Source organism: Actinomyces procaprae (assembly GCF_004798665.1).
Classification (GTDB): domain Bacteria; phylum Actinomycetota; class Actinomycetes; order Actinomycetales; family Actinomycetaceae; genus Actinomyces; species Actinomyces procaprae.
Genome location: NZ_CP039292.1, coordinates 1,943,842 through 1,965,568, shown reverse-complemented (window position 1 = coordinate 1,965,568; position 21,727 = coordinate 1,943,842). Strand labels below are relative to the sequence as shown.

Genomic DNA, 21,727 nt, shown 5'->3' with positions numbered 1-21,727 from the left:
CGACGCAGCTCGTGTCAAGGGAAGGGCGTGTCAGTCGGCAGCGGTGATGCGGATACCGCGACACATACACATCTCGGCCGCGCCGGAACGGCCGCCGACTGCACGGACGACCGAACGGAGCGGGAGAGTACTGAACACGGCTCTGACCATAGGACGGGGCGGAGCCGACAATCCAGGCCCGTCCGCATGGCGAACTGCGGTGATTCTCGGCGCGCAAGTGGCTGTTGGTGTTTGTGGGTGCGAGCGTGGTGGTTCGGACTCGGGCTGCTGTGTGGTGGTCGGGTTCGGGGCTCTACTCGACGGGGGCCGGCCTACCAGGTGGTCGTGTTCGGGTGACGGGTCGTCAGGTAGCACCAACGGTTCGTCATGAACGACGATGGTACGTACACCTACCCCACGAACCGTCGTCGGATGTGCCGAACCGTCAACCGCAACACACGCACTGTCAGACGGAGCGTATGAGCTCCCATCAGCTCACCACACCCGCAAGCGCGAAGAGCCACGTAACTTCTACCGACCTCGGTACGTAACTTCTACCGATCTCGGTGTGTAACAACTACCGATCTCGGTGTGTAACAACTACCGATCTCGGCGGGTGGCGGCCTTCATGGTGGCGACGAAGTCGCGCAGCTCGCCCTGGAGCGATTCCAGGGCGGCGGCGTACTCGGGGGAGTCCTCACCGGACTCCTGCACCAGGCGGGCCAGCGTCGGCACGTGGGACTCGATGATCTTCACGGTCGCCGATCCGGAGATGGCCCCGTCGGCGCCCGCGGCAATCGCCTCGGCCACCTGCGCGGGGGCCGAGATGCCGAAGCCCAGCATCACCGGGGCGGCCGCATCCTGCCGCAGCCGCGCCACCGACTGCGCCAGGCCCACGGTGGAGGAGGCGCGCTCGGTCCCGGTCACCCCGGCCCGGGAGACCGCGTACACGTAGCCGCGGGAGGCCTTGGCGACCGCGTCGAGGGTCTGGGCGGTCGCCGACGGCGGGGCGATGTACACGGCGTCAATTCCGGCGGCCGCGGCGGCGGCGGAGAACTCCGCCGACTCGCGCACCGGCACGTCAGGCAGCAGCACCGAGTCGATGCCGGCAGCGGCGCAGCGGGCGTAGAACTCCTCCAGCCCGATCGCGAAGGGCACATTGCCGTAGATGAGCATGCCGATGGGCAGCTGAGGGTGGCGTGCACGCACCCGCGCCACCACGTCCAGACAGTCGGCAAAGCTCCCCCCGGCGTTCAGCGCACGCAGGTGTGCGCGCTGGATCGTCGGCCCGTCGGCCACCGGATCGGAGAAGGGCGTGCCCAGCTCCAGGGCGTCCGCGCCGCCGTCGATCAGCGCCTCGATAATCGCCTCCGAGGCTGCGGGGGTGGGGTCGCCGACCATGACGAAGGGCACGAAGGCGCCCTCACCGGCGTCGGCCAGGCGGGAGAACATGGCGGGATAACGGCTCATCTCAGGCCTCCTCAGGCTGGTGAGTCGGCGCTGCCGACTCTGCGGTCGCCCCGGCACGCGCCAGCGACAGGTACTCGGTGCGCTTGCCCATCTGCTCCACCATGGCGGCGGCCCGGGCGACGGCGGAGTCCTCGGAGAAGCTGCCGCCCAGGCGCATGCGCACCTGCTCCAGGTCCTTGTCCCCGCGCCCGGACAGGCACACCAGCAGGTGCGGCGTGGGGGCATCGGGCGGAGTCTCGCGGGCGATCTTGAGGGCCTGGGCGAGCGCGTGGGCGGACTCCAGGGCCGGGATGATGCCCTCCCAGCGGCTCAGCAGGCGGAAGGCGTCCACCGCCTCGTCGTCGGTGATCGCCACGTACCGGGCCCGCCCGGAATCTGCCAGCCAGGCGTGCTCGGGCCCGACGCCGGGGTAGTCCAGCCCCGCCGACACGGAGAAGGACTCCTCCACCTGCCCCTCCGGGGTGCGCATCAGGTAGCTGCGTGCCCCGTGCAGGATGCCGGTGGTGCCGTTGTTGATGGGGGCGCCGTTGCGGGGCGTGTCCAGCCCCTCGCCGGCCGGCTCCACGCCAATCAGGCCGACGCCGACGTCGTCGATGAACTCGGAGAACATGCCGATCGCGTTCGAGCCGCCGCCCACGCAGGCGATCACCTGATCGGGCAGGCGCCCGGTCAGGGCCAGGATCTGGGCGCGCGCCTCAAGGGAGATACAGCGGTGGTACTCGTGCACGATCGTGGGGAAGGGGTGCGCGCCGGCGGCCGTGCCCAGCAGGTAGTGGGTGGTGGCGAAGGATGCGGTCCAGTCGCGCAGGGCCTCGTTGACGGCGTCCTTCAGGGTGCCGGCGCCACTGGCCACAGGTACCACCCGCGCCCCCATCAGCTCCATGCGCTCCACATTGGCGGCCTGCCGCACCACATCGGTGGCGCCCATGTAGATGGTGCAGTCCAGGCCCAGCAGCGCGCACACCATCGCGGTGGCGGTGCCGTGCTGGCCGGCGCCCGTCTCGGCGATGATGCGGGTCTTGCCCATGCGCCTGGCCAGCAGTGCCTGCCCCAGCACCTGGTTGCCCTTGTGGGCGCCGCCGTGCACCAGGTCCTCCCGCTTGAGGAAGATGCGGGCGTTGCCCTCGCGGGGCAGGTTGTGCAGCTCCGTCACCGGGGTTGGGCGCCCCAGGTAGCGGCGCATGAGCTCGTCCAGCTCGGCGGCGAAGGACGGGTCCGCCTGGGCGTCGATGTAGGCGTCCTCCAACTGGTCCAGGGCGGGGATCAGCAGCTCCGGCACGTACTGGCCGCCGTAGGGGCCGAAGTAGGCGCTCAACCGCGGGTGCGTGTGGTCGGCGTGCTCCCGCTGCGCCCGGCCGACTTCCGCCCCGGCCACCCGTTCCGTGGCTTGGGCGGCGTGGGCGGCGTCGCGCGCCTGACCGCGTTCGGGCACCGGCACGGCGGTGGCCAGCACCTCGGCGACCACGCCCGGGTCGGGCGCCGCCGACAGGGCCGAGCCGATCAGCAGGGCATCCACCTGCCCGGCCAGGCGCCGCACGTCGTCGGCCGTCTCCACCCCGGACTCGCCCACCAGCACCACGCCCGACGGCGCCAGCGGTGCCATCTGCTCCGTGCGGGAGACATCGGTGGCCAGGGTGCGCAGGTCGCGGTTGTTGATGCCGATCACCTGCGCCCCCAGGGCGGCGGCCCGGTGCATCTCCGCAGGCGTGGACACCTCCGTGAGCACCTCCATGCCCAGCGAGTGCGCCAGCTCCGCCAGCTCGGCGTAGACGTCGTCCGGCACCACCGAGAGCATCAGCAGGATCGCGTCCGCCCCCAGGCTGCGGGCGGCCAGCACCTGCACGGGATCCACGATGAAGTCCTTGCACAGCACCGGCACGTCCACCACCGCGCGCACGGCGGCCAGGTCCTCGAAGGAGCCGTTGAAGCGGTCCGGCTCCGTCAGCACGGACACCGCCGCCGCCCACGGCGCGTAGGCGCGCGCCAGCGCCGCCGGATCGTAGCTGGAGCGGATCGTGCCGCGTGAGGGGGAGGCGGACTTGCACTCCATGATCAGGGCGGGCCGCGGGCCGGCGTGATCGCCGCTGCGGGTGCGCAGGGCGTCGGCGAAGGAGCGCCGGGAGGGCTCCAGCTGCTCGGCGCGCAGGTGCCCGAAGCGGGCGCGCAGCTCCGGCAGGCGCTCGCGCCGTGCGGCCACGATCGCATCCAGGACGGTGCCGGTGGCGATCAGCCGCTCGTCCACCGGACGGCGCTGAGGCCGGGCACCGCCGGCGTTGGGGGCGCCGCTCATCGGGCCTCACCCTCCGCGGCGGCCTTGGTCATGGAGGCCAGGTGCTCGGCGACCCGGCCGCTGGCCAGCTGGTCCAGGGCCATGCGGGTGCCGTCGGCCAGGTTGTCGGCCGGACCGGCCAGGTACAGCAGCGCGCCGGCGTTGACGGCGATCGCGTCGCGGTGGGCGGGCTCGCCCCGGCCGGCGAAGACCTCCCGCAGCAGGGCGGCGTTCTCCTCCGGCTCGCCGCCCAGCACGTCGGCAAGGTCGTAGGTGGACACCCCCAGTTCCTCGGGGGTGACCTCGTAGGCCTTGACTCCGCGCGGGGTGGCCTCCCGCACCTGGGTGGGGCCGTGCACGGCGATCTCATCGGTGCCCGCGCCGTGCACGATCAGGGCGCGCTTGCGGCCCAGCTTGACCATGGTCTGGGCGATCATGTCCAGGATGTCCGGGTCGGCCACACCCATCAGCTGGTAGGTCAGGTGGGCGGGGTTGAGCAGGGGGCCCAGCACGTTGAAGATCGTCGGAGTGGCCAGGGCCTTGCGGATCGGGGCCACGTGCCGCATGGCCGGGTGGTAGGCCTGGGCGAACAGGAAGGTGAAGTGGTCGCGGGCCAGGATCTCCACCGCCTGCTCGGGGGTGACGTCCAGGGGCAGGCCCAGGGCGGCGACGACGTCGGCGGCGCCGGTCTTGGAGGACACGGCCCGGTTGCCGTGCTTGGCCACGGACACGCCCATGGAGGCGGCCACGATGCCCGCGCCGGTGGAGATGTTGATGGTGCCCACGCCGTCGCCACCAGTACCGACGACGTCCACCAGCGGGAAGGTGACCTCGGGGAAGGGACGGGCGGCGTCGCGGAAGGCGCTCGCGGCGCCGGCCACCTCATCGGCGGTCTCGCCGCGGGCGTGCAGGGCGGCCAGTAGGGCGGCGGTCTCGGCCTCGGACAGGTCTCCGGCGCCGAGCGCGGCGAAGACGATGCCGGTCTCGTCCTGGGTCAGGCGCTTGCCCTGGATGACGCCGCGCAGCAGGCGGTGGGCGTCCTCGGCGTCGGCCACCGCGGGGGTATGCATGGCGTTGTTCTCAGCGGGTGCGGGGGTCATGATGAACTCCTTGAAGATCGAGTGGCGTGGATACTTGACTATTCGGGGTCAGGCGGCGGCCGCGGCGGCCAGGCCGGCGGTGAGCGCGTGCAGGATGCCGGGGCCCTGAGGGGTAAGGACCGATTCCGGATGGAACTGCAGTCCGACGACGGGGCGGGAGCGGTGCCTGGCCGCCATGACGGCGTCGGGGCCGACGGGATCCCCCGCCCCGGTCACCGCCAGCGCTTGCAACGGCGGCGGCAACTCCCGCGTGCCCAGCGAGTGGTAGCGGGCCACGTCCAGGCGACCGTCGGGCAGGGCCCGGAAGGCCGGGTCGGCGTGCCCCGCCTCGGTCAGCTCCACGCGCACGCTGCGGCCGTGCACGGGCCCGACCCGCCCGATGCTGCCGCCGCAGGCCTCGACGATCGCCTGGAAGCCCAGGCAGATGCCGAGCGTGGGGATACCGCGCTCCAGGGCGGCGCTGATCAGCTCCATCAGGTTCCCGGAGGTGCGGGGGTGACCGGGGCCGGGGGACAGGCACAGCACCGGGCGCTCGCCGCCGACCGCATCGGCGTGCGCGCCGTCGGCGGGGTTGAGTGCCCGCAGCACCGTGTTAGCCGGCGCCGTGTTGCGATAGACCTCGATGTCCGCCCCCAGGGAGGCGAACTGGTCCACCAGGTTGTAGACGAAGGAGTCGCGGTTGTCGAGTAGGACTACGCGCATTTCAGCGCCTCCCTTCCGGCTGGGCGGCGTTATCGCCGGAGTCGATGACGAGCTCGGCCCCCTGCGCGGCGGCGACGGCCGCCAGCACCGCGCTGGCCTTGTGCACCGTCTCGGCGGCCTCGGCGGCCGGCACCGAGTCGGCGACCACGCCGGCCCCGGCCTGCACCAGCGCCGTGCCCCCGCGCACGAAGGCGGAGCGGATGACGATGCAGGTGTCCAGCTCGCCGTCGCCCCGGAAGTAGCCGACCGAGCCGCCGTAACTGCCCCGCCGCACCCCCTCGGCGTCGCGGATCAGCTCGGCCGCCCGCAGCTTGGGGGCGCCGGTGAGAGTGCCCATGGTCATGGAGGCGCGGAAGGCGTCCAGGGCGTCCAGGTCCGGGGCCAGCTGCCCGGATACCTCCGAGACCAGGTGCATGACCCGGCTGTAGCGGTCCACGCGCAGCAGATCCTCTACCCGGCGCGTTCCGGGCACGGACACCCGGGCGACGTCGTTGCGGGCCAGGTCCACCAGCATCACGTGCTCGGCGACCTCCTTGGCGTCGGTGCGCAGCTCCAGCTCCAGCCGCGTATCCAGTTCGTGGTCGACGGTGCCGTCGGGCCGCAGCCCCCGCGGCCGGGTGCCGGCAATGGGCCGGATGGCGACCTGCCCGGTCTTGGCCGAGTGCAGCAGCGCCGACTCCGGGGAGGCACCCAGCAGCTCGAAGTCCGGGGCGGCGACGTAGAACATGTACGGGCTCGGGTTGGACTCGCGCAGCGCATGGTAGGCGGCCAGCGCGTCCGGGCAGGGCAGGGTGAAGCCGCGGGCGGGCACCACCTGATAGACATCCCCGGCGGCGATCGACTCCTTCAAGGACTCCACGACGGCGGCGTAGTCGGCGTCGGACTGGGTGGGGGCGGCGTGCAGGACCGGGCGGGCGACACCGCCAGCGGCGCCCCGCGGGACCGGGCTCTGTGTGGCTGCGGCGTCCCCGGCGGCGAAGGCGTCCGCGGCAGCCGCCAGCGCGTCGATGCGGTCGGCGAGGTCGGCGGCGTCCACCGAGGCGCCCACGAGCGTCGCGCTGCGGGTGGGGTGGTCGATCACCAGGATGATGCGGGCGCTATAGAAGAGGTAGTCGGGGCAGGTGTTCGCACCCATCGCCACCTCGGGCAGGTCCTCGAAGGTCGCCAGGTAGTCGAAGGCGAATGCGCCGGCCACCAGTGGCAGGTGCGGGTGATCCACCTCCGTGGACGCCAGCGCCCGCAGCGGCTCAATGGTGGAGACGGACTTGAGGCGGTCGCGCTCCTCCACGTCGCCCGGGGCGGCCGGGAAGGCGAGGGTGAGCGTCTGGTCGGCGTCGGCGGTGACATACTCAGCCAGGGCGGTGCGCAGGCGCTCCAGCGCGGCGGCGCCGTCGGCGCTTGCCTGGGGAAGCGCCTCGGCCGTGACTTCCCGTCCCTGGCAGGTCAGGCGCGCCGAGGCCTCCAGAACGGCGATCGTCGTACGGGAGACCTTGGTGGCGATGTCCACCGACTCCAGCAGGACGGTGTCGAGCGGACGCGGCTCGCCGGTGTCCGCCGTGGTGGCGATCAAGCCACGACCTGCCAGCTGCTCCAGCAGTCGGCCGGCGTCTTCGTGATAGCGCACCGACCGTGTCAGCACGGTGGGTGGGGGAGGTGTCATGGGGTGCCTTCCTGGTCGGGCCACCGGCAGGATCCGCCCCGAATGCGAAGAGCCCGCCAGGTGGCGAGCTCTTGTGATCCGGCGCCGACTACGCGGCTTGAGTGGCTCGCCCGTTGGGGAGCCACCACCACTGGCTGGTGCGGAACGCGGTCATGGCTGCAGGCTAGAACGGTCCGCGGGACCGGCCAAATCGGCGACACGTGGTGAGACGGGCCCAGCAGACGGCCCTGAGGCAGAAAATGCGCCCGGGCGGACAGATTGTGCGGCATCGGTAGCGTGCCTGTGACCGGAGCCATAAGGTCGAAGACGCCAACGATGGCCCGCTCGCCGCTGTGCACCTGCCTGCGCACGCCGAGCCGCAGGCCCCGCATGGGGCACGACCCGAACCCTACCCGTCCAAGGAGACCGCTGTGCTCCAACTCATCATCAACATCCTCACGCCAATACTCGGCGGCATGGGAGTCTCATCGGCCGACGTCGAGACATATGTCCACAACTGCGCCGGCTACATCTACGCGCTCCTGGCCATCATCCTGGTGGCGATCGCGGTGGCGATCGGCGCGCACTGGCTGGCCAAGAAGGGGGACCGCCACCTGTGGCGCTGGGGCGCCGGCCTGACCGGCGTGGTGGCCGTCGTCGTGATCGGCAACCTGGTGGTCTTCGGTCCGCTGTACTCGACCGTGTCCATCCTCGTGAACGTACGCGGATCGGTTTCCGACGCCTCGCGCGCCGCGTCGGAGGAGATCATCGGCCGCGTCGGTGACGAGGGATTCGTCCTGGCGGAGAACGACGACGACCTGCTGCCGCTGCCCGCCGAGACCACCAGCCTCAACGTCTTCGGGTGGGCCTCCACCGTACCGATCTACGGCGGTACCGGCTCCGGCGCCGCGGACATGTCCAACGCGACCGGTGTCCTGGACTCCCTGCACGACGCCGGCTACGCCACCAACGACACCCTCACGCAGCTGTACACCTCCTACCGGGACACCCGCGCACTGCTGGAGACCGGCACGATCGGTTTCACCGACTGGACCCTGCCGGAGCCGACCGCCGACGCCTACACCGACGAGGTGCTGGATGAGGCCAAGGACTTCTCCGACACCGCCGTGGTGGTGCTGGCCCGCTCCGGCGGCGAGGGACAGGACCTGCCCACCGACATGAAGGCCGTGATCGACGGCGACTACGCCAAGATGGCCGACACGGTGGCCGGCGGCAATCAGCGCTACTCCTACTTCAACGCCGAGTACACCAATAACGGCGACTACGACGACTTCGAGGCGGGCGAGCACTACCTGCAGCTGTCGCGCACCGAGAAGGACATGCTGCAGATCGTCAACGACAACTTCTCCCAGGTGATCGTGCTGATCAACTCCAACAACACGATGGAGCTGGGCTGGCTGGACGACTACCCCTCCATCAAGTCCGTGCTGCTGGCCCCCGGAACGGGCCAGAACGCCATGGGCGCCCTGGGGCGCATCCTGTCCGGCGAGGTCAACCCCTCCGGGCACACCGTGGACATGTTCGTCAACGACCTGACCGCCACGCCCGCCTACAACAACTACGGCAACTTCACCTACACGAATGTGGATGACCTGGTGGAGCAGTACACGGCCGCCGATCCCGGATTCCAGGGCGTACTCGGCCGCGTGAGCTACAACGAGGGCATCTACGTGGGCTACCGCTACTACGAGACCGCCCACGACGACGCCGTGGAGGGCTTCGACTACGACGCCGCCGTGCGCTACCCCTTCGGCTACGGGCTGTCCTACACCGACTTCACCCACGACATCACCGCCTTCAATGCCGACGGGGACGAGGTGCAGGTGACGGTCACCGTCACCAACACCGGTGACGTGGCCGGCAAGGACGTCGTCGAGCTGTACTCCACGCCGCCGTACACCGACGGCGGCATCGAGAAGGCCTCCGTGAACCTGATCGACTTCGCCAAGACGGAGCTGCTCGACCCCGGTGCCACCCAGGCGATCGACTTCGTGATTCCCAAGGAGGAGCTCGCCTCCTACGACTCCTCCGCCCTGAAGACCGCCGACGGCGGCTACGTGCTGGAGGCCGGCGAGTACACCATCTCCGCGCGCTCCGACTCCCACACCGTGCTGGACTCCGAGACCTTCACGGTCGATGCCGACGTGGACTACTCCGCCCAGGGGCGCACCTCCGACTTCGAGACCGCCACGAACCGCTTCGAGGACTACTCGGCGGGCGGCGTCACGTATCTCTCCCGCGCCGGCGGCTTCGCCAACTATGACGAGGCCACCGCCGCGCCGAGTGCCGAGGACCTGACCATGACCGAGGAGGAGAAGGCCTTCATCGACTCCTACTCGGTGGCCAACTACAACCCGGCCGATCATGAGGACCCCGACGCGGTCATGCCCACGACGGGTGCACGCGGCGACCTGAGCCTGCGAGACATGACCGGCCTGGCCTACGACGACGAGCAGTGGGAGCAACTGCTCGACCAGCTCACCGTCGCGGAGATGTCCGAGCTGGTCGCCGTCGGCGGCTTCCAGACCGTCGGCATCGGCTCCATCGACAAGCGGGCCACGCTCGACTCCGACGGACCCGCCGGCCTGAACGACTGGGTAATCGGCGTGATGGGCACCCCCTACCCGGCCGAGGTGCTCATCGCCCAGACCTGGAACACCGAGCTGGCAGGCGAAGTCGGCGGAGGTATCGCCCAGGAGTACGCCGACGCCCACATCTACGGCTGGTACGGCCCCGCCATGAACACCCACCGCACCGCCTTCGGCGGGCGCAACTTCGAGTACTACTCGGAGGACGGCGTGCTCGCGGGCAAGCTCGCCTCGGCAACCACCAACGCCGCGGCGGCCAAGGGCGTGTACGGCTACATCAAGCACTTCGTGATGAACGACCAGGAGATCAACCGCTGCACGCTGCTGCAGACCTACGCCACCGAGCAGACCATGCGGGAGATCTACATGAAGCCCTTCGAGATCGTGGTGAAGAACCGGGCGGAGGGACCGTACGCGGTGATGTCCTCCTTCAACTTCATCGGCAACCGGTACGCCGGCGCCAACGCGGACCTGCTCAACGGCGTCCTGCGGGACGAGTGGGGCTTCGAGGGCATGGTGCTGACCGACTGGTACGGCTCCTACGGCTACCAGATCACCATGGACTCGGTGCTCAACGGCAACGACATCATGCTGGGCATGGGCTCCCAGGCCCGCTCGGAGATTGAGAACCCGGACTCGCCGACCATGGTGACGGCGCTGCGGCAGGCCTCGAAGAACGTGCTCTACACGGTGGCCAACTCCGGCAACTACACCGTGGAGACCGATGATGGCGGCCTGGACCGGCTCACCACCATGGCTATCGTCATTGACGTGGCCACCGGCCTGCTGTGCGTGGGCGCGATGACCGCCGTCGTGCTGCGGTGGCGGTCGAAGCGGGCCAAGGCCCGGGCGAGCGCCGAGTGAAACGACTGCGCTGATCTGGGCAGATATGGCAGGTGCGCGGGTACCTCGTCCGTCAGGACAGGTGCTCGCGCACCTCGTCCATGTCCTTGTCGCCACGACCGGACAGATTCACCAGCAGCAGCGGCCCGGGCGCGCCCGGCGTTGCCTGCTCCGCGGGCTTGCGGGCCATCTTCAGCGCCTGCGCCACCGCGTGCGCCGACTCCATCGCCGGGATGATGCCCTCGTGGCGGCTCAGCAGGCGGAAGGCCTCCAGCGCCTCGGCGTCGGTGACGGCCACGTACTCGGCCCGACCGGTGTCCGCCAGGTGAGCGTGCTCCGGGCCCACCGACGGGTAGTCGAGCCCGGCGGAGACCGAGTGCGAGGGCAGGACGGTGCCGTCGTCGTCGAGCATGACGAAGGAGCGCATGCCGTGCAGCACGCCGGTGCGCCCGGCGTTGATGGGGGCGCCGTGCTCGCCGGTGGACAGGCCCCGCCCGGCCGGCTCCACCCCGATCAGCCGCACCGACGGGTCATCCAGGTAGGCGGCGAAGGCGCCGATCGCGTTCGAGCCGCCTCCCACAGCCGCGATGACGGCGTCGGGCAGGGCGCCGAAGCGCTCCAGCACCTGGCGGCGGGACTCCGCCGAGATGACCTCCTGGAAGTGGCGCACAATGGAGGGGAAGGGGTGCGGCCCGGTGGCCGAGCCCATCAGGTAGAAGGTGTCCTCCAGGCGGGTGCACCACTCGGCCAGGGCGGCGTCGATCGCATCCTTCAGGCCCGCCTGCCCGGCGGTCACCGGAACCACGGTCGCGCCCATCAGCTCCATGCGCTCAACATTGGGGCGCTGCCGCTCCACGTCGTGCGCACCCATGTAGATGGTGCACTCCATGCCCATCAGTGCCGCCACCATGGCGGTGGCGGTGCCGTGCTGGCCGGCGCCGGTCTCCGCGATCAGCCGCCGCTTGCCCATGCGCTTGGCCAGTAGTGCCTGGCCGAGGGCGTTGTTTCCCTTGTGGGCGCCGCCGTGAGCCAGGTCCTCCCGCTTGAGCAGGATGCGGGCCCCACCGGTCAGTGGCAGGTGACGGCACTCGAAGATGGGGGTCTCGCGCCCCAGGTAGTCGGCTCGCAGGCTTGCCAGCTCCGCCTCGAAGGCGGGATCCGCGACCGCCTCGGTGTAGGCCGCCTCGAGCTCATCAAGCGCCGGCAGCAGCTCGGCGGGCACCTCCTGGCCGCCGAAGCGGCCGAAGTATGCGGGCAGGATCGTCTCACGCGGGACGTCCGCGCCCGCCGGGGGAGGGGTGTATCCGGGCGCGTCGGGGCCGAGGGGGCCGGTGGGCACGCGGTTGGCGGTGGGGGCCGCCCCGGGGAGGGGGGTCTCGTGGTCTGCGGGGGTGTGCACTGGCTCCTCCTGAACTGGTTCCACCGCCCGACGGCGGTCGCCTTCGTGAGGTTAGGAGGCGTCCGGGCGTCGGGCAAAAGCGCACCCCGGTGTCTCATATGACGGGACAACGGCTGGGGCGGTGTGACCGCAGAACATGCGCCGTAAGCGACAGAACGCGCCGAAAGGCAGGTTTGGGGTGAGCTGCGTCTCATATGATCGTGGGGTTCGGACATCCCAGCTGACGGCGCGGGCACACCTGCGTCCCTTATGGGCGCGGTGAGGAGACCGGCGTCGTCGCACCCCCTGAGGGCGCGTCCGAGCGGGCGGCTCCGCCTCCCCCGGGGTGGGCCGCTGAGCCCTGTAGAACCCTGCAAGGAGAGATCAATGAGGATCACGTACGGAAGGGGCCTGGCCGCCATAGCCGTCGCTGCGGCCCTGGCCCTGACGGGATGCACCTCCGGCGGTTCCACCGCCGATGCGACCGCATCCTCGACCCTGGACAACAACAGCAACACCTATGTCACCCAGGAACTGGATGACGGCCAGACCAGGTTCATCAGAATCGTCAACCCCAACGGGGGCCGGGTGCTGAGCTACTCGGCGGACGGCGGCATGACCGTCATTGAGCAGGTCGAGGGCGAGTACACCTACGCCTTCAAGGACCTCAACGGCAACGGCGAACTCGACCCCGCCGAGGACTGGCGACTGGAGGGGAGCGAGCGCGCCGCCGACTACGCCGTCGGACTGTCCAAGGAGCAGATGGCCGGACTGATGCTCTTCTCCGCCCATGAGCGCGCGCCCGAGGACGGGCTGACCACGGAGCAGCAGGAGTACCTGTCCGAGTCCCACCTGCGGGCAGTGCTGAATGCGGGCGGCTCGGACGTAACCGCCAACGTGCAGTGGGTCAACCAGATGCAGGCGTACGTGGAGACCCTGGCCGCGGCCGACACCCCCTACATTCCCGTCAACTTCTCCTCCGATCCGCGCTCAGACGCCTCCGGCGACGGCGCCTTCACGGGAGCGGGTGAGCTCTCCAGCTGGCCCGGATCGCTGGGACTGGCCGCCACCTTCGACCCCGACACGGTGCTCCAGTTCGGGCAGATGGCCTCCCAGGAATACCGGAGCCTCGGCATCGGCACGGCCCTGTCCCCGCAGATCGACCTGGCTACGGAGCCCCGCTGGTTGCGCGTGTCCGGCACCTTCGGTGAGGACGCCGAGATGGCCGGGGCGATGGCCGCCAACTACGTCGCCGGCTTCCAGGGCACGTACACGCAGGACGGCGGCGAGAGCGGCTGGGGCACGGACTCGGTGGCTACCATGATCAAGCACTGGCCCGGAGACGGCGCCGGCGAGGGCGGGCGCGAGTCCCACACCAATGCCGGCAAGTACGAGGTCATGGTGGGCGGCAACTCCGCAGAGCACCGGTCGGTGTTCCAACAGGCGCTGGACTCCGCGGCGGTGATGACCTCCTACTCCATCACCCTGAACGCCGACGGCGAGCCCGAGTACGCCCAGCGGATGGGCTCCTCCTACGACGACGGCAAGCTTTCCGAGCTGCGCGAGGGCAACTCCTATGAGGGCGTCGTGGTCACCGACTGGGGTGTCACCCGCGCCACCACCGACCCCGACGACCCGGTGATCGCAACCGGCTGGGGGGCGGAGGACCTGAGCGTCGCGGAGCGTCACTTCGAGATCATCAAGAACGGCACCGACATGTTCGGCGGCAACAACGACGCCGCCCCCGTCCTGGCCGCCTACGACCTGTGGCAGGAGGCGTACGAGGCCGGGGAGCTGGACATTGACGCGCAGACCCGCTGGCAGCAGTCGGCGGCGCGGATCCTGACCATGTCCTTCAACATCGGCGCCTTCGACAACCCGTTCCTGGACCTGGCCGCGTCCCAGGCGCAGGTGGGATCACAGGACAAGGTGACGGCCGGACAGGAGGCCCAGCTCAACTCCGTCGTGACCCTCAAGAACGACGGCGCCATCGCCCTGGACCCGCAGGCGGACTTCTCTGACAAGACCGTCTACATCCCGCAGACCTACGACACGGGATTCAACAGTGCCTTCAGCGAGGCGGAGTACACCGAGGGACCCTCTTTGGACGTGGAGGTCGCCGAACAGTACTTCGGGCAGGTCGTCACCGACGAGGTCGAATACGACGCCGACGGACACGTCACCGGCTACACCGCCCCCGACCTGACCGATGTGGACCTGGTGCTGGTGGGCATGCGCTCGCCGATCAATGGCACCAGCTTCTCCAAGGCCGGCTGGAACGAGGAGGAGGACAGCTGGTACCCGCTCACCCTCCAGTACGGCGCCTACACCGCCGATGGGGAGCACGTCCGGCGCACCTCGGTCTCCGGGGACGTCCGCGCCGACGGCAGTCGGGAGAACCGCTCCTACTACGGGGCGACTTCGGCGATCTCGAACGGCGCCGACCTGGACGCCTTCAACCGCGCCGCCGAGGCGGTGGCAGCCTCGGGGCGGGACATTCCCGTCGTCGTGGCGCTCAAGGCCACGAACCCGGTGATCCCCGCAGAGTTTGAGGCGCATGCCGACGCCGTCATAGTCGGCTTCGGCGTTGCCGACGAGGCTCTTATCCGGATCGCACTCGGCCTGCACGAGTCCAACGGCCGCCTGCCCATCCAGTTCCCGGCGGACATGGACACCGTGGAGGCCAATCAGGAGGACGTTCCGAAGGACGTGACCCCCTACACCGACTCCGCAGGCAATACCTACGACTACGGCTTCGGCCTGCACCTGGACGGCTCGGTGATTGCTGACTGAGCCAGTGGCTCAGCCGAACGGTGCGCGGGCGCGGACAGCCGTCTGTCTGCGCCCGCGCGTCTGGTAGCGGATGGCAAGTTGGTCGTGTCTGGTGGCTGCGGGGCCGTGGTTTGAGTGGGCTGCGTGCGCCCGTGGAGGAAGCAGAAGTCGCCTTCGTGAGCACGCTTGCGCCTCGTTGGACCGCTCACGCCCCGTTGTACCGCTCACGCCCCGTTGGACCGCTGTAACCAGCGGCTACGGCGGTCCATCGGGGGGACAGGGGTCCAAGCGGGGGACAGGGGTCCAACCGGGGCACAGGGGTCCAACCGGCAGGCTCGACGGCCACGCACACGGGCACCCGACCGCGCACCGCCACCCATACACTCACACAACCGGACCTAGCTCCAGAAGATGGTGTTCACCGCGCCGACCCACGCCTCGTACTCCGGGCCGGTCCAGCCGGTGCCCTCCGGCGCGGTGGGGTCACGACGGAAGGCCGCCGGATTGGCGGCCGGCCCCTGGAGCAGTACCTCCCGCAGGGGCTTTGCGCACTGGAAGTTCAGCGCGGACTGCACCCGGTTCAGACCGCGGTTGAGCTCCCGCGGGTCACCCGGGCGCTTGCCCGGGAAGCGCCCCTCGGCGGTGGCGCGCAGTAGGTAGAGGGCCAGGTTGGGGGCGGAGAACCAGGTCATATTGAGCCGAAGCTTCTGCCCGTGCCGGTTGTAGACGACCGACGAGCGCTGCCCGGTGGTCGTGAAAGAGGCGATCTCCTGGTGGGGGATCTGCAGGGGGCGGCCACGCCAGTCGGTGCCGGCGACCAGAGTCGGGGCGTCGATGAGGCTGGCGTTGCGATATGCCGCCAGGTCGTAGCAGCAGTAGCCGACGCAGATGAGCGCCAACGCGGCGATGACCCCAGCCGCCTTCAGATCGTCGATCATGGGCAGGGCGAGCAGAACGAGCAGTATGCCGGCACAGCCGAACAGGATCACCAGGCCGATTTGGACTGTGCCGGAGGGCCGCTGGACGGGGTACTCGTAGGTGGTTGTCCCCGCCCCGGGCAGGGGCTCGGTGATGCGTGCCCTCTCAGGGCGGGCCCCGTTCCGCAGCAGGGGGACCGTGGCCACCACCATGATGATGCTGAGAGCGTAGGTGGCGATCGTGATGAGCAGGTGCGCGGTGTCCATCCATCCTCCTTGATTGGTCACAGCGATGGCGGCTACGGGCATCACGCCCGGACGGTGCCCGGACGCGCACTGACAGGTTATGCGCCCGAACCGACAGATCCAGCGGTCACTACGTTGTTGCGGGCCAGCATCGGCTGAAATAGTGCTGCATGTCAATCACCGGCGGGACGCGACCCCGGATGCCCGGTATTCGGGTGAATCGGGCTGCGGAGTGCCGGTGAGCATCCCCGCCCCACCCCTTGCAGTCCCATGCGAGGAACACAGAGAGGTGTCTGCGACAGTGTTGTCAATCAACTGGAACGACGTCTGGAACGTGGTGGTGAGTCTGCGGCCGCAGCTCATTGCCATAGGCGTGGCGCTGCTGGTAGCGCTCGTCATTACGATCGCCGTGCGGCGGCTCAGCCGACCGGTCCGCAAGCTCGTGCGCTCCACCACCTGGGTCGCCGCGGTGGTCGCCGTTGCGGTAGCCGTCACCGGAATGATGTACGGCGGCCTGAAGACCATCCTGGACCTCTCCTCAGGTTCGGGCACACTCACCGAGCAGACCAAGGCCACCGTGGAGGAGCTCGGCAACACGATCTCCGACGAGGGCATGGTGCTGCTCAAGAATGACAACGCCGCCCTCCCCCTGGAGGACGGCTCCGCCATCAACGTACTCGGCTGGGCCTCCACCAATCCCGTCTACGGCGGCACCGGCTCCGGATCGCTGTCCCCGGACAACCCCACGACCTCCCTGCTGGACGGCCTGCACAACGCCGGCTTCCAGACCAACACCGCGCTGAGCGACTTCTACACCGCCTACCGCGCCGAGAGGCCCGAGGTCGGCATGTTCGCCGCCGACTGGACTCTGCCCGAGCCCGCGTCCGACGCCTACACGGACTCCCTCGTGTCCTCCATCCAGGACTTCTCCGACACCTCCGTGGTCACCATCGCCCGCTCCGGCGGTGAGGGCTTCGACCTGCCGCTGGACGTCAACGCCGAGGTCGCCGCGAACGGCGCCTTCTCCTACACCGACAACTCCACCGACCAGCCCGACTTCGCCGACGGGCAGGGCTACCTGGAGCTGACCGCCCCCGAGCGCGACCTCATTCAGCTCGCCAAGGACAACTCCGAAACCGTGGTCGTCGTCTACAACGGCGCCAACGCCTTCGACCTGTCCGACCTGGCCGCCGACCCAGACATCGACGCCATCATCTGGGCCATCCCCGGAGGGCAGGTGGGCTTCAACGCCCTGGGCCGCATCCTCGACGGCGAGGTCAACCCCTCCGCCAAGACTCCCGACACCTTCGTCGCGGACCTGAAGACCTCCCCGGCCGCCAACAACTTCGGTGACTTCACCTACACCAACATGGAGGAGTACGGCCAGTCCTCACCCTTCACCAACACCACCACCTACCCCGGCTTCGTCAACTACGTCGAGGGCATCTACGTCGGCTACCGCTGGTATGAGACCGCCGCCCTCGAGGGCGTCATCGACTACGACGAGCAGGTCGTCTACCCCTTCGGCTACGGCCTGTCCTACACCACCTTCACCCAGGAGATGGGCACGCTCAGCCGCGACGCCGACGGTGCCATCACCACTGACGTGACCGTCACCAACACCGGTGACGTGGCCGGCAAGGACGTCGTGGAGATCTACTACACCGCTCCCTACACGAACGGTGGTATTGAGAAGTCCGCGGTCAACCTGGTCGCCTACGGCAAGACCGGCCTGCTTGAGCCCGGCGCCTCCGAGACCGTCACGATCACCTTCGACGAGGACGAGATGGCCTCCTACGACTACCAGGGGGCCAAGGCCTACGTGCTGGAGGAGGGCGAGTACACGATCTCCCTGCGCTCGGACTCCCACACGGTGATCGACGAGCAGAACCTCACGGTTGACCAGACCATCACCTACGACTCCGCGGACAACACCCACGCCGGCGACGTCGCGGTGGCCACCAACCAGTTCGACTCCGCCGCAGGCGATGTCACCTACCTGTCCCGTGCTGACTCCTTCGCGAACTACGAGGAGGCCACCGCCGCCCCGGCAAGCCTGGAGATGTCGGAGGAGCACCTGGCGGCATTCGTCGCCAACTCCAACTACGACTCCACCGCGCTGGACGACGACTCCGACCAGATGCCCACCACCGGCGCCAACAACGGCCTGGTCCTGGGGGACATGTACGGGCTCGACTACGACGACGCCAAGTGGGACCAGCTGCTCGACCAGCTGTCCGTCAGCGAAATGAACAACCTGATCGCCAACGGCGGCTACGGCTCCGTGGCCGTGGACTCCGTCGGTAAGGTGCGGGTCTCCGACGTCGACGGGCCCGCCTCGCTGAACAACAACTTCACCGGCGTCGGCTCCATCGGCCTGCCCTCGGCGGTGTCCGTGGCCGCCGCCTGGAACCAGGAGCTGGCGCACGAGTTCGGTACCGCCATCGGCACCATGGCGCATGACATGGACGTGGCCGGCTGGTACGCGCCCGCCACCAACACCCACCGCTACGCCTACGCCGGACGCAACTTCGAGTACTTCTCCGAGGACCCGGTGCTGGCCGGCAACCAGGTGGCCCAGGAGATTCAGGGCGCCAAGGAGCTGGGCGTATACGCCTTCATCAAGCACTTCGCCATGAACGACCAGGAGACCAACCGCACCAACATGCTGGCCACCTGGTCCAATGAGCAGGCGATCCGCGAGATCTACCTCAGGCCCTTCGAGATCGGCATCAAGGACGGTGGCGCCGGCGCCGTGATGACGGCCTTCAACTACATCGGCACCACCTACGCCGGGGCGCTGCCCGAGCTGCAGCAGACCGTACTGCGTGACGAGTGGGGCTTCCGCGGCATGACGCTGACGGACTACTTCGCCGGCTACGGGTACCAGAACGCCGACCAGCTCACCCGCAACGGCGGTGACATGATGCTCGCCACCACCGACATCACCGTCAACTATGTGCAGAACACCTCCGCCACCGGAGTGATCGCCATGCGGGAGGCCGCGCACAACATCCTGTACACGGTCGCCAACTCCTGGATCTACCAGGACGGGCAGCCCGCGGTGCAGCGCGCCTCCTGGGAGTACGTGACCTGGGGCGTGCTGGCGGCGCTGGGTATCGGCCTGATCGCCCTGGAGACGCTGGCGATCCGGCGCTACCGCAAGCGGCGGGCCGAGGTAACGGCCGTCGCCGAGGGCGCCGAAACCGAGTAATCGGCACACCGGGGTGGGGCCAGGGGCGTCCCCGCCCCACCCCGGTTGGGCCGTCCGGCCACCCTGAACCACGCATCACCCCCAGCCAGTTCCTCAAGGATTATGGAGAACGTCGTGACCGCCACCGCATCGGAACTCACCCTCCTGGAAGCAGCCGCCCTGCTCTCAGGGGCGTCCGAATGGGACTCGCGCGCTCTGCCCGAACGAGGCATTCCGTCCTTCGTCCTGTCCGACGGTCCGCACGGGGTGCGCCGCCAGCTGGGCAGCGGCGACCACCTCGGCATCGCCGCGTCCGAACCCGCCACCTGCTTCCCGACGGCGGCCACGGTCGCCAACTCCTGGGACCCGCAGCTCGCCGAGCGGATGGGGCAGGCACTGGGACGGGAGGCACGCGCCCTCGGAGTGGACGTACTGCTGGGGCCGGGAATGAACATCAAGCGGTCCCCGCTGTGTGGACGCAACTTCGAGTACTACTCGGAGGACCCGATCCTCGCCGGGCGCATGGCGGCCGGTCTGGTCCGCGGCATCCAGTCCCAGGCAGTGGCGGCCACGCCCAAGCACTTCGCCGTCAACGGCCAGGAGCTGCGCCGCATGGCCTCCGACTCCGTGGTTGACGAGGCCACCATGCGGGAGATCTACCTGACCGCATTCGAGATCGTCGTGCGCGAGGCCCAGCCGCGCGCACTGATGAGCTCCTACAACCGGGTCAACGGCACCTACGCCAATGAGCACCCCCAGCTGCTCACCGAGATCCTGCGGGAGGAATGGGGATTCACGGGGCTGGTGGTCTCCGACTGGGGCGGGTCCAATGACGCCGCCGCAGCGGCCGCAGCCGGCTCCTCCCTGGAGATGCCCGCCCCGGGTCTGCACTCCGCGCGTGAGATCGTCGCCGCCGTCGAGGAGGGACGCATCAGCCGCGAGGCCGTCTACGCGCGGGCCGCCGAGGTCATAGCCATGGCCGCGGCGGCGCCCTCGGCCGTGCCCTGTGCGGAGGGCCGGCCGACCTTCGACCCCGACGCCCACCACGCCCTGGCGCGGCGGGTCGCCGAGGAGTCGATCGTGCTGCTGCGCAACCAGGACGGAATCCTGCCGCTGGCCGCCGGAACGCGCGTCGCCGTCGTCGGCGACATGGCCTCCACGCCCCGCTACCAGGGCTCGGGCTCCTCCCAGATCAACCCGACCCGGCTGGAGACCACCCTGGAGGAGATCGCCGGCACCGGCCTGGAACTGGTCGGATACGCCCAGGGCTACGACCGTCAGGGCAAGCCGAACCAGGCCCTGCTCGACGACGCGGTCGCCCTGGCCGGGCGGGCCGACGTGGTGCTGGCCTACATCGGACTGGACGAACTTTCCGAGTCGGAGGGCCTTGACCGCTCACACATGCGTCTGCCGCAGGTGCAGACGCAACTGCTTGCGGCCCTCGCCCGCGTCAATCCCAATGTGGTCGCCGTCGTCTCCGCCGGATCCGCGGTCGAAACCGACTGGGAGTCACACACCCGGGCGGTGGTTCACACGAGCCTGTCCGGGCAGGCCGGCGCCGGCGCCGCGCTGCGGGTGCTCACCGGCGAGGTCAATCCCTCCGGCCGCCTGGCGGAGACCTACCCCGTGCGCTATGAGGACAACCCCACCTCCGCCTGGTTCCCGGCTACGGGGGAGCTCGCCCTGTACAAGGACGGCCCCTACGTCGGCTACCGCTACTACACCACCACCGGCACCCCAGTGGCCCACCCCTTCGGCTTCGGACTGTCCTACTCCAGTTTCGAGTACTCCGGACTGACCCTGGACGACTCCGGTGCGCACCTGACGGTCACCAACACCTCCGGCGTCGACGGCGTCGAGGTGGTGCAGCTCTACGTCACCGCTCCCGAGGGTGTGTGGGGTCCGGTACGCGAGTTGAAGGGCTTCGCCAAGGTCCCCGTGGCGGCGGGGCAGACGGCTACCGTGACCATCCCCTTCGATGACTACACCTTCCGCCGCTACTCGGTGACCGCGGGCCGCTGGGTGCGACCCGCCGGCACCTGGACCGTGCGGGTGGGTCGCAACGCCGATGACCTCCCGCTCGAGGCCCTCTGGGAGGTGGACGGCGACCCGGTCGCCCCCGCAGACCCGGCGCTGGGTCACTACCTGGACGGTACCGTCACCAAGGTCACCGACGCCGAGTTCGCCGCCCTGCTGGGACGACCGGTGCCACAGCCTGATGCGAGTGGACGCGTCGGCCGCAACAGCCCGGTCTCCGACCTAGCCCATGGCCGCAGCCGCATCGGCAGGCTGGCCGTCAAGGTCCTGGAGCGCCAGAAGGACAAGGCCGACGCCTCCGGCAAGCCCGACCTGAACGTGCTGTTCATGCTCAACATGCCGCTGCGCGCCATGGGCAAGATGACCGGCGGCATGGTGTCCGAGGAGATGGTCGACGGCATCGTCGAGTTCACCAACGGGCGCGGCGTGCACGGGCTGCGCACCATCGTGGGCGGCTTCTTCCGCAACCGGCGTCAGGACAAGCTCACCCAGAGGAGGCTCGACGCCTCTGACTGACCGCGCCGCGCCCCGCTCCCGGGTCCGCATCCGTGTATCCCTACAGTTCCCATCGCA

Annotated in this window: 11 protein-coding genes; 4 read left to right on the top strand and 7 right to left on the bottom strand. The window is 69.5% G+C overall.

Annotated features, from left to right (window positions below; all coding sequences use genetic code 11):
* Positions 1–579 precede the first annotated feature (579 nt).
* Genes trpA through E4J16_RS07845 form a run of 5 tightly spaced genes read right to left on the bottom strand, consistent with a single transcriptional unit; the run spans position 580 to position 7,180 of the window.
* A complete protein-coding gene (gene trpA / locus E4J16_RS07865; RefSeq protein ID WP_136193170.1) occupies positions 580–1,449 on the bottom strand; it encodes a tryptophan synthase subunit alpha in 870 nt (289 codons plus the stop codon).
* Between the two features lies 1 nt (position 1,450).
* The gene (gene trpB / locus E4J16_RS07860; RefSeq protein ID WP_136313707.1) at positions 1,451–3,739 is read right to left on the bottom strand and encodes a tryptophan synthase subunit beta; all 2,289 of its coding nucleotides are present in this window, start codon (positions 3,737–3,739) and stop codon (positions 1,451–1,453) included.
* On the bottom strand, positions 3,736–4,818 hold the full coding sequence (gene trpD / locus E4J16_RS07855) for an anthranilate phosphoribosyltransferase (protein ID WP_136313706.1): 1,083 nt from the start codon (positions 4,816–4,818) through the stop codon (positions 3,736–3,738). The genes trpB (E4J16_RS07860) and trpD overlap by 4 nt, the downstream gene beginning before the upstream one ends.
* Positions 4,819–4,866: 48 nt before the next feature.
* Positions 4,867–5,520, bottom strand: coding sequence for an anthranilate synthase component II (locus E4J16_RS07850; protein ID WP_136313705.1), 654 nt, complete (start codon positions 5,518–5,520; stop codon positions 4,867–4,869).
* A 1-nt stretch (position 5,521) separates the two neighbouring features.
* Positions 5,522–7,180 carry an anthranilate synthase component 1 gene (locus E4J16_RS07845; protein ID WP_136313704.1) on the bottom strand — a complete coding sequence of 553 codons (1,659 nt, stop codon included), beginning with the start codon at positions 7,178–7,180 and terminating at the stop codon, positions 5,522–5,524.
* Between the two features lie 410 nt (positions 7,181–7,590).
* On the opposite strand from E4J16_RS07845, the gene E4J16_RS07840 reads away from it, so the two are divergent.
* Positions 7,591–10,632 (top strand): glycoside hydrolase family 3 C-terminal domain-containing protein, encoded by a 3,042-nt coding sequence (locus E4J16_RS07840; RefSeq protein WP_204519767.1) that lies wholly within the window; start codon positions 7,591–7,593, stop codon positions 10,630–10,632.
* Between the two features lie 52 nt (positions 10,633–10,684).
* Here E4J16_RS07840 and trpB (E4J16_RS07835) read toward each other — a convergent pair whose 3' ends face one another.
* The gene (gene trpB / locus E4J16_RS07835) at positions 10,685–12,010 is read right to left on the bottom strand and encodes a tryptophan synthase subunit beta (protein WP_136313703.1); all 1,326 of its coding nucleotides are present in this window, start codon (positions 12,008–12,010) and stop codon (positions 10,685–10,687) included.
* A gap of 366 nt (positions 12,011–12,376) precedes the next feature.
* On the opposite strand from trpB (E4J16_RS07835), the gene E4J16_RS07830 reads away from it, so the two are divergent.
* Positions 12,377–14,782, top strand: a complete 2,406-nt coding sequence (locus E4J16_RS07830; protein WP_136313702.1) for a glycoside hydrolase family 3 N-terminal domain-containing protein — start codon at positions 12,377–12,379, stop codon at positions 14,780–14,782.
* Positions 14,783–15,159: 377 nt separating this feature from the next.
* On the opposite strand, the gene E4J16_RS07825 is transcribed toward E4J16_RS07830, so the two are convergent.
* A complete protein-coding gene (locus E4J16_RS07825) occupies positions 15,160–15,945 on the bottom strand; it encodes a hypothetical protein (protein WP_136193177.1) in 786 nt (261 codons plus the stop codon).
* Positions 15,946–16,213: 268 nt separating this feature from the next.
* Here E4J16_RS07825 and E4J16_RS07820 point away from each other — a divergent pair, with 268 nt between their 5' ends.
* The gene (locus E4J16_RS07820) at positions 16,214–19,138 is read left to right on the top strand and encodes a glycoside hydrolase family 3 C-terminal domain-containing protein (protein WP_240038065.1); all 2,925 of its coding nucleotides are present in this window, start codon (positions 16,214–16,216) and stop codon (positions 19,136–19,138) included.
* Positions 19,139–19,252: 114 nt separating this feature from the next.
* Complete coding sequence (locus tag E4J16_RS07815) at positions 19,253–21,670, top strand: glycoside hydrolase family 3 C-terminal domain-containing protein (protein ID WP_240038064.1); 2,418 nt, start codon at positions 19,253–19,255, stop codon at positions 21,668–21,670.
* The last annotated feature ends 57 nt before the right edge of the window (positions 21,671–21,727 follow it).

Coding starts and splice junctions, on each gene's coding strand:
- trpB (WP_136313707.1), bottom strand. CDS start 3,739: ATGAGCGGCGCCCCCAACGCCGGCGGTGCCCGGCCTCAGCGCCGTCCG.
- trpA (WP_136193170.1), bottom strand. CDS start 1,449: ATGAGCCGTTATCCCGCCATGTTCTCCCGCCTGGCCGACGCCGGTGAG.
- E4J16_RS07845 (WP_136313704.1), bottom strand. CDS start 7,180: ATGACACCTCCCCCACCCACCGTGCTGACACGGTCGGTGCGCTATCAC.
- E4J16_RS07825 (WP_136193177.1), bottom strand. CDS start 15,945: ATGGACACCGCGCACCTGCTCATCACGATCGCCACCTACGCTCTCAGC.
- E4J16_RS07850 (WP_136313705.1), bottom strand. CDS start 5,520: ATGCGCGTAGTCCTACTCGACAACCGCGACTCCTTCGTCTACAACCTG.
- E4J16_RS07830 (WP_136313702.1), top strand. CDS start 12,377: ATGAGGATCACGTACGGAAGGGGCCTGGCCGCCATAGCCGTCGCTGCG.
- trpD (WP_136313706.1), bottom strand. CDS start 4,818: ATGACCCCCGCACCCGCTGAGAACAACGCCATGCATACCCCCGCGGTG.